Source organism: Ruegeria sp. CK2, assembly GCF_056536585.1.
This window is the reverse complement of the sequence record NZ_JBQFPW010000005.1, coordinates 270,719-280,488: the sequence shown is the minus strand read 5'-3', so window position 1 is coordinate 280,488 and position 9,770 is coordinate 270,719. Positions and strand designations below refer to the sequence as shown.

At 54.9% G+C, this 9,770-nt stretch carries 9 protein-coding genes and 2 pseudogenes; 9 read left to right on the top strand and 2 right to left on the bottom strand.

Annotation, left to right across the window (positions count from 1 at the left end; translation table 11 throughout):
* Positions 1 to 528: 528 nt before the first annotated feature.
* A pseudogene (locus ACR0BU_RS10720) lies at positions 529 to 1,205 on the top strand (IS6 family transposase).
* A gap of 267 nt (positions 1,206 to 1,472) precedes the next feature.
* On the opposite strand, the gene ACR0BU_RS10715 reads toward ACR0BU_RS10720, so the two are convergent.
* Positions 1,473 to 2,483 (bottom strand): LacI family DNA-binding transcriptional regulator, encoded by a 1,011-nt coding sequence (locus ACR0BU_RS10715; protein ID WP_298934123.1) that lies wholly within the window; start codon positions 2,481 to 2,483, stop codon positions 1,473 to 1,475.
* Positions 2,484 to 2,695: 212 nt separating this feature from the next.
* Between ACR0BU_RS10715 and ACR0BU_RS10710 the strand changes: the two genes are divergently transcribed.
* The 7 genes from ACR0BU_RS10710 to ACR0BU_RS10680 all read left to right on the top strand — a co-directional run bounded on the left by ACR0BU_RS10710 (position 2,696) and on the right by ACR0BU_RS10680 (position 9,169).
* Entirely contained in the window at positions 2,696 to 3,964 is a 1,269-nt protein-coding gene (locus ACR0BU_RS10710; protein ID WP_480737259.1) for an ABC transporter substrate-binding protein, read from the top strand.
* Between the two features lie 76 nt (positions 3,965 to 4,040).
* On the top strand, positions 4,041 to 4,886 hold the full coding sequence (locus ACR0BU_RS10705; protein WP_299079430.1) for a carbohydrate ABC transporter permease: 846 nt from the start codon (positions 4,041 to 4,043) through the stop codon (positions 4,884 to 4,886).
* Positions 4,883 to 5,719: a carbohydrate ABC transporter permease gene (locus ACR0BU_RS10700; protein ID WP_170411550.1), complete on the top strand. Its 837-nt coding sequence runs from the start codon at positions 4,883 to 4,885 to the stop codon at positions 5,717 to 5,719. Before ACR0BU_RS10705 ends, ACR0BU_RS10700 begins: the two co-directional genes overlap by 4 nt.
* 23 nt (positions 5,720 to 5,742) lie before the next feature.
* Positions 5,743 to 6,783 (top strand): ABC transporter ATP-binding protein, encoded by a 1,041-nt coding sequence (locus ACR0BU_RS10695; RefSeq protein WP_480737257.1) that lies wholly within the window; start codon positions 5,743 to 5,745, stop codon positions 6,781 to 6,783.
* A 12-nt stretch (positions 6,784 to 6,795) separates the two neighbouring features.
* On the top strand, positions 6,796 to 8,073 hold the full coding sequence (locus ACR0BU_RS10690) for an MGH1-like glycoside hydrolase domain-containing protein (RefSeq protein WP_480737255.1): 1,278 nt from the start codon (positions 6,796 to 6,798) through the stop codon (positions 8,071 to 8,073).
* The gene (locus ACR0BU_RS10685; RefSeq protein WP_480737253.1) at positions 8,070 to 8,756 is read left to right on the top strand and encodes a D-lyxose/D-mannose family sugar isomerase; all 687 of its coding nucleotides are present in this window, start codon (positions 8,070 to 8,072) and stop codon (positions 8,754 to 8,756) included. The genes ACR0BU_RS10690 and ACR0BU_RS10685 overlap by 4 nt, the downstream gene beginning before the upstream one ends.
* Positions 8,744 to 9,169 carry a GNAT family N-acetyltransferase gene (locus ACR0BU_RS10680; protein ID WP_480737252.1) on the top strand — a complete coding sequence of 142 codons (426 nt, stop codon included), beginning with the start codon at positions 8,744 to 8,746 and terminating at the stop codon, positions 9,167 to 9,169. Before ACR0BU_RS10685 ends, ACR0BU_RS10680 begins: the two co-directional genes overlap by 13 nt.
* Positions 9,170 to 9,227: 58 nt before the next feature.
* Here the strand turns inward: ACR0BU_RS10680 and ACR0BU_RS10675 are convergent.
* A pseudogene (locus tag ACR0BU_RS10675) lies at positions 9,228 to 9,407 on the bottom strand (DDE-type integrase/transposase/recombinase); the annotation flags it as partial.
* Between the two features lie 59 nt (positions 9,408 to 9,466).
* Here ACR0BU_RS10675 and ACR0BU_RS10670 point away from each other — a divergent pair.
* The gene (locus ACR0BU_RS10670; protein WP_480737251.1) at positions 9,467 to 9,763 is read left to right on the top strand and encodes an ABC transporter permease; all 297 of its coding nucleotides are present in this window, start codon (positions 9,467 to 9,469) and stop codon (positions 9,761 to 9,763) included.
* The last annotated feature ends 7 nt before the right edge of the window (positions 9,764 to 9,770 follow it).

Sequence of the window (9,770 nt, the reverse complement as noted above, 5' to 3'; positions counted from 1 at the left end):
CCGCTCACCACATGCAGGAAATTGGAGCCGGAAACATGTTGTCTGCGAAGGGTAAAACCTGATCCCGTGCAAAGCGAAGTTCAGAGCATAAACGTGGAAAACTACCTCCCATCTGATCAGCAAAGACCTGAATCTGAGAAAGTTGTTCTTCTTTAACTCCCGGACTCAAAGAGTCCTCTTTGTGCCCCTCACTTTCAGTGTCATTGTCACTCAAATCTAATGTATTGGTTTACGTAATCCCCGAGATTTCCACAGATATTTCATACAGTAATTCGCTGAGTACTTTAGCGTCCGTTTTGCGGCTCAGAGCGTTGCGCACAGTCGCCATCAAGTCTGAGATCCCGCTATCGTCTGCTACAAATTATTTGAGACCAGTCAGAGCGGCCGATATTTTGTTGCGGAGTACAGTGAACTCGAGAACTCGATCAGAATACCTCTGAGCTGGATCTGTTGCAAACATTTGACCATTAGCGCTCGCGCCATCAGCGGGTGGGTGACTTTTGGAATTATCAAGTCGAAAGCCAGTTCATGATCTCTTTCAAAGGTGCTCAGTATCCAAAGGGCGCTTCCCCGGTCTCAGTGTTCTTCTATGTCCGATACGGAGTGTCATACCGGGATCGGGAAGAAATCATGCACGATCGAGGCGTCTCTGTTGATCGCACCACACTGAACCGATGGGTCATACGGTATTCCGGCGCGATTGCAGAAGCAGCGCGCCGCCGCAAACGACCATGCGATCGCTCCCGGAGAATGGATGAAACTTACATCCGAGTGAAAGGGGCGCGGGTCTATCTCTATCGAGCAGTCAAGAACTATGGCAGGACACTTGATTTCATGCTCTCCCAACGCCGAAACAAACTGGCCGCCACGAAGTCTTTCGCCCGGATGTTTGAAACCAATAGTTTGGCGAGGAAGCGTGTGATCGACAAGAGCGGCGCCGACACCGCGGGCCTCGAAGCGATCAACAAATGCTGAAGAGCTTCGATTGCCCGATACCAATAGAGATGGTGAGCAGGAAATACCTGAGTAACATCGTCGAACAGGACCACCGTTTCATCAAGAGGCGCACTCGGCCAATGCTGGGGTTCAAGGCCTTCGCTGCGGCGGCGGATCTGGCAGGCATCGAAGTGGCGCACATGATCCGCAAGGGCCAATTGTCGCATGGAATCTGTGCGTTTTGTCAACTCTCCGGGTTGGTAATCTGAACCTGAAGTAATCACAAATTCATTTGACCGCCCTAAAACCTTGCGACAGAGGCGGTCTGCAAGGGTTGTTACCCTTAGGCCAACCTTTCTCGAGTGTTTTTTCTTGTTTCCATCCGACATAACGCTGTTCGATGTTTTTGGGGCAAACGATGTTTAGTTTCCAAGTTTCCGACTTGCCAAAAAGCAAAATAGCTCTTTGTTCTAGACACGCAAAGATCAGAGATTTGTTGTGACCAGAGACATGGGCAATTTCTGAGCCGGAACGACTTAGTGATCAGGCGCGACTCCTGATGTTCCCCGAACTTTCAGGGTCGCAGAATACTCAACATGTCGAATCGGGAGATCTGGTGTTCGCATTCGGTCCAGAAGGATCTCGGCCAATCTTGCGCCCAACTTCTTAGGGTTAACTGCCAAGGTTGTCAGGCCAGGAGTTGAAACGGCGGCATCTTCAATGTCATCGAAACCCACTACCGAAAAATCATGCCCTGGTTTCAAACCGGACTGGATCAAGCCGAAGCATGCGCCAAGCGCCACAACGTCTCCGTTGCATACAACGCCCGTCACCTCGGGGTGTTGATGGCGGAGTGCCGCAATGGCATCAACACCGGCGCGCTTGTTTTCATCGCATGGCCAGACAATTGGCTGCGCGGCACCCAGTTGCTTTAGAGTGTCAAGATAGCCAGCAATGCGTTCCTCACGAACGGACGATTGCTCGGTGCCGCCCAAATACGCGATGTGCCTGTGCCCCAAGTCAATCAGGTGCTGCGTGGCTTGTGCGAGAGCTTCGGTGTTGAGTATACCGACATGGTCAAGAGACAGTGACACTTTTCGCATGAATGTCACGGCGGGAACACCGTGAGCATTCAGGAGCTCCATAGATACTTCGCTTGTGTCGAGCGCCGGAACCCAGATCAAACCACGGCGACCGAATCTGATGCAGGCTTCCAGAAGGCGGTCCTGGCGCTGAAGATCTCCTTGCGCATCGAGGATTGATACCATGAAACCTTCGGTCTCGAGCAAGTCGACGGCGCCACTGACAACTTCTGCGTTAAACGGGTTGGCCAGTTTGTTAATGATGAAACCGATTTCGCGATTGTCACCCGAACGCATTGTGGCTGCTGCTTGATTTGGGACGTAGCGCAGACGCTTGGCTGCGCTCAGGACTTTCTGACGTGTCTTCTCTGAAATTCGGCCGGTGTCACGCATAACTTGGCTGACGGTTGGAACCGACACGCCCGCTTCTTTGGCAACGCTGGATAAGGTGGGTTTTTTCGTCATGGGTCACTGTTGAGGTATAACGTTTGCATAAGATCGCAAGTGATTTTGCAAATGACAAGTAAATTATGGCGAATACTTGACGGCAACATACTTGACTCAAGATACAACGATATATCATATTAACTGCATTCGCCCGCGGACTGACCCAAAGGTGTCGGCGAGGGAGAGAGGTTGCCTGTTTCTTTGTCAGCCTCAGACATAGGGAGGAAAACATGTCTATTCATTCGAAGCTAGCGGGAGCCGTGTCCGGTGTGGCCATGCTTGTCGGCGCTGTCGCCGTGCAAGCTGAAACTCTGTTCTGGTCGACCCAGGCCCGGCCTGCCGAAGAAGCGCAGGCTATGCGGACCGAGGTTCTTGGTGGCTTCGATGGCGGAGTGGATTACCAGCCGAACGAAGATGGCCCTTGGCTGACCCGTTTGCAAGCTGAACTACAAGCGGGCTCGGGCAGTATTGACTTGCTGGGTTCTTTGCACGGCAACTTCTCGGCGATGAACCCTGATGACCTAATGGATCTCAGTGATCTTGGCGTCATGTCGGCCTCAGACACTTTCAATGATCTGGCCAAGTTGGGAACTGACAGCCTGCACTACATGCCGTGGATGCAAGCGAGCTACATCATGGCCGCCAACACAGAGGCGCTGCAGTACCTGCCTGAAGGCGCGGACATCAATGCACTGACCTATGACCAGTTGATCGCGTGGGCGGCGAATGTGGAAGAAGCAACTGGACAGAAGAAATTCGGCTTTCCTGCAGGTCCCAAGGGCCTGAAACACCGCTTCTTCCAGGGCTACCTCTACCCGTCCTACACTGACGGTGTTGTGCGGACATTTGCATCGCCCGAGGCCGTGACTGCATGGGAGAAGTTCAAAGAGCTTTGGAGCCATACGAACCCCGCATCGACCAACTTCTCATTCATGCAAGAGCAGCTGTTGAACGGCGATGCCTGGATTGTCTTTGACCACACCTCGCGTCTTGCGCAGGCGTTTAATGAGCGCCCCGACGATTTCGTCGCCTTCCCAGCGCCTGCTGGTCCGACCGGCCGCGGCTTCATGCCTGTTCTGGCAGGTGTTGCCATACCGCGGACCGCGCCAGATGCTGAAGGTGCCAAAGCATTGCTGACTTATCTGATGCAACCCGAAACGCAGATCGCGACCCTGAAAGCGACAAACTTCTTCCCTGTGGTTGAAGTCGAACTGCCAGACGATCTGCCGCCTTCGGTCAAAGCCGCCGGCGAAGCGGTTGCCAAGATGAGCGGCTCACCAGATGCTAATCCTGGCCTGCTGCCTGCAGGTCTGGGTAGCATGGGTGGGGATTTCAATCGTGTTTACGTAGATTCGTTCGAACGCATTGTTTTGGCTGGTCAGCCTATTGAGCAGGTTCTGGAAGATCAAAAGAAACAGCTGGAAAAGATCATGAACGAAACTGGCGCGCCTTGCTGGGCACCAGATGCACCTTCGGAAGGTGCTTGCCCGGTCGAGTAAGACCTTCCCTGACTGCCGGGCCACCGAGGCGGTGGCCCGGTTCCCCAGCAAAATCCCAACTCAAAGGAGCGGTCCGATGGAAGCGCGGCTATTGCCTTACTTTCTGATCCTCCCGGTGACGCTATTTCTCTGCCTGTTTTTCCTCTACCCGTTTGCGCTGGTTGCGCAGCAGGCTTTTGGAACAGGGAACGGCTTTTCACTGGATAACTTTCGCGAAGTTGTGAGCTACTGGAAGTTCCCGATTTCTATGAAGAACACCTTTCTTCTGGCCGCGGCCGTGGTGCCGATTCAGTTGGCGCTGTCACTTCTGATGGCCACGATGGTCACGAAGATGCAAAAGGGCCGCGATCTGGTTCTGTATATTTGGACCATTCCGCTGGGTATCTCTGATCTAGCAGCCGGTATCATCTGGCTGGCGATCTTCGAGCAGTCGGGTTTTCTGAACTCGATGATGGTCGGGCTTGGTGTCACCGACCAACCTGTAAGTTTGCTGAGCTATCAAACTCCCTGGATTGTGTTCCTGGCGATCATGTTGGCCGAGATTTGGCGCGCTACAGCGATAATGCTTGTGATCCTTGTGGCGGGCATCGGCCTGATCCCCAAGGAATACTACGAGGCTGCGGATGTGTTTGGCGCCTCGCGCTGGAAACAGTTCACCCGGATCACCCTGCCGCTTTTGCGCCCGTCGCTGCAAACGGCCCTGGTCCTGCGCGTCATCCTGGCCTTCGAGGTCTTCGCCGTGGTTGCTGCTCTTGGAGGCACGATCTTCCCGGTACTAATGGGCGAAATTTACGCCTATCAGTTTGACCTGCAAAATGGTGGGGCAGCAGCAGCGCTGGCGATCATCGTTCTGATTATCTCGATCGTCTTCACTCTGATCATCATGCGCGCTCTGCGCGTCCCGAAAGGAGCTACGATATGACGGCTGTAGCAGACGTTGTAGCCCCTGACACCCGCAAGGCGGGAAGGGGGCTCTACCGAGCAGGAGTGATCTTGCTGTGTGCCTGGGTGATCATACCGCTTTACCTGCTGTTCGTGAACACAATGTCGTCACCGGATACGGTGAACAGTTTCCCCAAGAGCTTCATACCGGAGTTCAATATGGGATCCCTGGAATTCTTTATGGGGTTCCAGGGGATGCTGAGAGCGCTCTGGAACTCGGTTGTGGTGGCTTTGATGACGATGGTGATGTCCATCGCCATCGGAGCGCCCGCGGGCTACGCCCTATCGCGGTTCGACTTCCGTGGGAAAGAGCTGTTCCGGCTGCTGATCCTGCTGACCCGGGCCTTTCCGCTGCCCTTGCTGGCACTACCCCTTGCGGTTCTCTTTATCCGCACAGGTCTGGATGACACGGCCTTCGGTCTGGCGCTGGTCCACACGACCCTGGCGATCCCATTCGCGGTGCTCATCACCTTTTCGCTCTTCTCTGGTATCCCACTGGAGCTTGAGGAAGCAGCGTGGACGCTGGGCTGCACACGGCTGACCGCCTTCACCAAAGTGATCTTGCCTCTGGTACTGCCTGGGATCACGGCCTCGGCGATCTTCGCCTTCGTCATTTCGTGGAACGAGGTGTTCGCGGCCGCCGTGCTGACCATCGAGAACCGCACGTTGCCCGCATTCCTGTTGCAAACCCTGGGCGAGGCCCCTTTGCACCTGAAATTTGCAGGCGGCTTCATCCTCGTGGTGCCTGCGCTGATCTTTATCTTCGCTGTGCGCAAATACCTCTTTGCCATGTGGGGCATTGCCAACCGCTGAACGGTGGCTGAAAGGAAACTGTTATGGCTGAAATACAGATTAAAAACGTTGCCAAGAATTTTGGGTCTTATCAGGCTCTGCACGACATTAACCTGACCATCGCAGATCAGGAATTCATGGTCCTTCTGGGGGCATCGGGCTGCGGTAAATCCACGCTTCTGCGCATCATCGCAGGGCTTGAGACAGCAACGACCGGCGAAATCTGGATCGGGGGCCGCCGGGTGGATCACCTGTCACCCAAGGATCGCGGCATCTCGATGGTGTTCCAGAACTATGCGGTGTTTCCGCACCTGACAGTGTTTGAAAACATCGGCTTTGGTTTGCGGATGCAAAAACTGCCGGATGATGAGGTCAAACGCCGGGTCGAACGCACCGCAGGGTTAATGCATATTGAGCAGCTTCTGAAGCGCTATTCGGGAGAATTGTCAGGCGGTCAACGTCAACGAGTCGCTGTTGCCCGTGCATTGGCAATGGAGCCGGACGTGATCCTGATGGATGAACCGTTATCGAACCTTGACGCATTGTTGCGGATGGAGATGCGGGCGGAGCTGAAGGGTGTTCTGGCAGAAAGCAAGACTACCGCCATATATGTGACCCACGATCAGGTCGAAGCTATGTCCATGGCCGACCGGATCAGCGTTATGCATCAGGGCAAAATTGTTCAGGCAGCCTCTCCCATCGAGGTGTACAGGGATCCAGCGGCCGAGTTTGTGGCCAGTTTCATCGGCAATCCGCCTATGAATTTCCTCCCCGCAGAAGCTGCGGGCTCTGGTCGCTGGACAGTTGCCGGGCAGAACCTTGACGGTCCTGCAAATGGCAAGGATCTGAAATGGGCTATTCGCCCGGAAGATTTGAGCATTGCGGATCAGGGGTTTGGAGCACGAGCCAAGGTTGTTGAGCCTTTGGGCGCACATTTGCTGGTGACTTGCGATGTAGACGGACACCAGTTCCGCGCAGTCTTGGACAGTGAGCTCAACGTGAAACCTGGTGACGTACTTACGCTGGCGCCGCAAGAAGGCCGGGGACGCTGGTTTGACCCCGAAACTACTTTGGCTGTCGCGTAAAGGAGAATTTATATGAGCCAAGCGCTGATTGATCAGGCTCGTGAAGTCATGGAAGGAAATGACCGAGGTCGCTATACAGTTCCCACCCATGGCCTCTATCCCTTCCAGTGGAATTGGGACAGCGCATTGTCCGCGCTTGGCTTCTCGCATTTTGACATGAATCGGGCATGGGTCGAGGTCGAGACTCTTATGGCTCATCAATGGGACGATGGTATGGTGCCACATATCATTTTCCACGAACCAGATGATGGATATTTCCCAGGTCCCAACGTCTGGCAAACAAGGCGAGTAGTGCCCACGACTGGAATCACCCAGCCAGCGGTTGCGGGTTTTGCGCTGCGCAAGTTGTATGATCGGACTGAAGACAAAGCAGTCGCACGCGAGCGTCTTGCCAGGCTCCTGCCCCAGGTCCATGCATGGCACAGATGGTTCTACCGCGATCGCGATCCCAAAAGCACGGGACTGGTCGCAATCATTCACCCGTGGGAGTCTGGCAGAGACAACTCGGTGGATTGGGATGAAGGGCTGGACGCCGTGCCGATCGAGGGTGTCGCGCCATTCACTCGGCGCGATACGACACACGCCAACCCAGATCACCGCCCGTCGGACGAGCAATACAAGTGCTATATCTGGCTGGTCGAGTACTTCCGAGGGCTTGGGTGGGATAATGCGAAGCTCCACGATGCCTCGCCCTTTTGCCTCGTTGATCCGGGCTTTAACGGCATCCTGATACGGTCTTGCGATGATGTCGCGGAATTAGCCGAGTTCTTAGGCGAATCTTCGATGGCTTCTGAGGCGCGTAAGATGGCCGCCGATGGCCGCTCGGCGCTGGAAAGCCTGTGGAACCCTGCTCTGGGGCAATATACGTGTTACAACCGCGCCGCAGGTCATCTGCAAGACACACCTTCGATTGGTGGGTTGCTCGCGGCAATTGCCCATGTCCCTCATGCTCGAGCTGATGCGCTCGCACGGAGGATCGCTTTGTTGGCTGAGCGATGTGGCTATCTGGTGCCCAGTCATGACCCGGCAGATGGCGCTTTTGACAGCCTGCGCTACTGGCGCGGACCGACATGGTTAATCGTGAATTATTTGATTGCTGAAGGCCTGATTCGGTCAGGGCAGGGGGCCATGGCGCAGCGTATCCTGGCTGACAGTTTGCGCCTCATCGAGAAAAGTGGCTTTGCAGAATACTATGACCCAAACAGCGGCGAGCCCTGTGGTGGTGGAGATTTTACCTGGACCGCAGCCATGGTGATCGAAATCCTCAAGACCCAAAAAGTGTCAGCATGAAACGTTCGCGCATCAATGAGATCATGGAGCAAGCAGCTGAGTTCATTTGCTCTCATGGCTTTGCTTTGCCGGCCTTCGCCTATTGGAGTCCAGAGGAATTCAAGGCTCGTGAAAGTGCTGCGCGTCATGTGATTGACGCACGTTGCGGATGGGACATCACTGATTACGGTGACGGTGATTTTGACAGGATGGGACTGTTCCTATTCACCCTGCGCAACGGGCTGCAGAGTGATTTAGCCAAGGGCGGCGGCATGTGTTACGCCGAGAAACTGTTGATTTCGAGGCGGGACCAGCTGTCGCCAATGCACACGCATGTTCTGAAAGCTGAGGATATCATCAACCGCGGTGGCGCAACTCTGATTGTTGAGCTTTTCGGCTCAGACGACGCGGGTGGATTTGCAGTGGATCGCGGCGGTGTGGTCTTGCTGGACGGCATCCGACATAACTACCGACCGGGCGAGAAGCTGCGCCTGGCTCCTGGTGAAAGCGTTACCCTGCGTCCTGGTGATTGGCACGCGTTCTGGGGCGAAGGAGGGGATGTGTTGATCGGTGAGGTCTCGACCGTCAATGACGATGAGACCGACAATATCTTTTGCGAACCCATTGGCCGGTTTGCCGAGGTTGAGGAGGATGTTGCGCCGACGCATCTTTTGGTCAGCGACTATACCAAATGGCTTGGCTGATTGATGAAATTTGTGATGACCAACTGGCGTTGGCGTTGGAACGCAACTTGTTGGACGAGCTGCGTTGCCAACAACCGCAAGGTGTTAACAGCACAATTAATTTGGTCTGCCAAAAGGATGGCACCCTGAAGGGCGGGCTTCTGGGCACAACATCTTATGGTTGGTTGTTGCTCAAAGTCTTGTGGGTGGCCCCGCCTTTCCGGCGTCAGGGGTTGGCACGCGCGTTGTTCGACCGCGCTTCTACCTTGGCCGTAGCGAGGGGTTGTCACAGCGTCTGGCTCGACACCTCCGATCCCAAGGCACGCGAGATTTATTTCCGCTGGGGGTTTGTACAGTTCGGCAAGCTAGAAAACGGACCGGATCGTGGGCCGTCAGAACACAGCCGTTGGTTCTTGCGACGGCCCATCGCCTGATCCGCAATAGGAACCCTATGATTGACCACGTCAACAACCCTCGAAGCTTTCTAGAACACCTCTTTAGCATCTTGTTGATCGCCTTGATCCTAGCCGTATTCGCTCCGCTTTTGTTGATCGCAATTTTGAGCGGCAACCCGTTCGTCTCGAGCGCGCGGGCGAAAAACTTCGTTGCGGCAGCCTTGTTTCGGCGCCTGGATAGCATGAACTCCAGTGTCTTGCCGTATTTGTCGATGGACCAAAGGCCGGTCATGCACTAACAATCAAACTGGACCACTCAAGTGGGGCTGATCAACTATGTTGGTCTCAGTCACCAAACGAACCCGTGAGATCGGCATTCGGCTGGCGATCGGCGCAAAGTCCGGGCAGGTTTTGCTGCAGTTTCTGGTCGAAGCCATTGTCCTGTTGCTCATTGATGGTTTGATCGGGGTCTTTTCGGGACTGGTTCTGGCCTATTTCGGTGCACGAATTCTGTCCGTCCCCTTTATCTCGGACCCCGGGGATCATCCTGATCGCTTTTGGGGTCTCGGCAGCTGTTGGCGTGGTCTTCGGCTGTTTTCCTGCCCGGCGCGCGGCCAGAATGGATCCCACTGAGGCACTC

Excerpts from the sequence above, each read along its gene's own strand:
- ACR0BU_RS10690 (WP_480737255.1), top strand. The coding sequence starts at position 6,796 with ATGAGCCAAGCGCTGATTGATCAGGCTCGTGAAGTCATGGAAGGAAAT.
- ACR0BU_RS10695 (WP_480737257.1), top strand. The coding sequence starts at position 5,743 with ATGGCTGAAATACAGATTAAAAACGTTGCCAAGAATTTTGGGTCTTAT.
- ACR0BU_RS10680 (WP_480737252.1), top strand. The coding sequence starts at position 8,744 with ATGGCTTGGCTGATTGATGAAATTTGTGATGACCAACTGGCGTTGGCG.
- ACR0BU_RS10710 (WP_480737259.1), top strand. The coding sequence starts at position 2,696 with ATGTCTATTCATTCGAAGCTAGCGGGAGCCGTGTCCGGTGTGGCCATG.
- ACR0BU_RS10705 (WP_299079430.1), top strand. The coding sequence starts at position 4,041 with ATGGAAGCGCGGCTATTGCCTTACTTTCTGATCCTCCCGGTGACGCTA.
- ACR0BU_RS10715 (WP_298934123.1), bottom strand. The coding sequence starts at position 2,483 with ATGACGAAAAAACCCACCTTATCCAGCGTTGCCAAAGAAGCGGGCGTG.
- ACR0BU_RS10700 (WP_170411550.1), top strand. The coding sequence starts at position 4,883 with ATGACGGCTGTAGCAGACGTTGTAGCCCCTGACACCCGCAAGGCGGGA.
- ACR0BU_RS10685 (WP_480737253.1), top strand. The coding sequence starts at position 8,070 with ATGAAACGTTCGCGCATCAATGAGATCATGGAGCAAGCAGCTGAGTTC.
- ACR0BU_RS10670 (WP_480737251.1), top strand. The coding sequence starts at position 9,467 with ATGTTGGTCTCAGTCACCAAACGAACCCGTGAGATCGGCATTCGGCTG.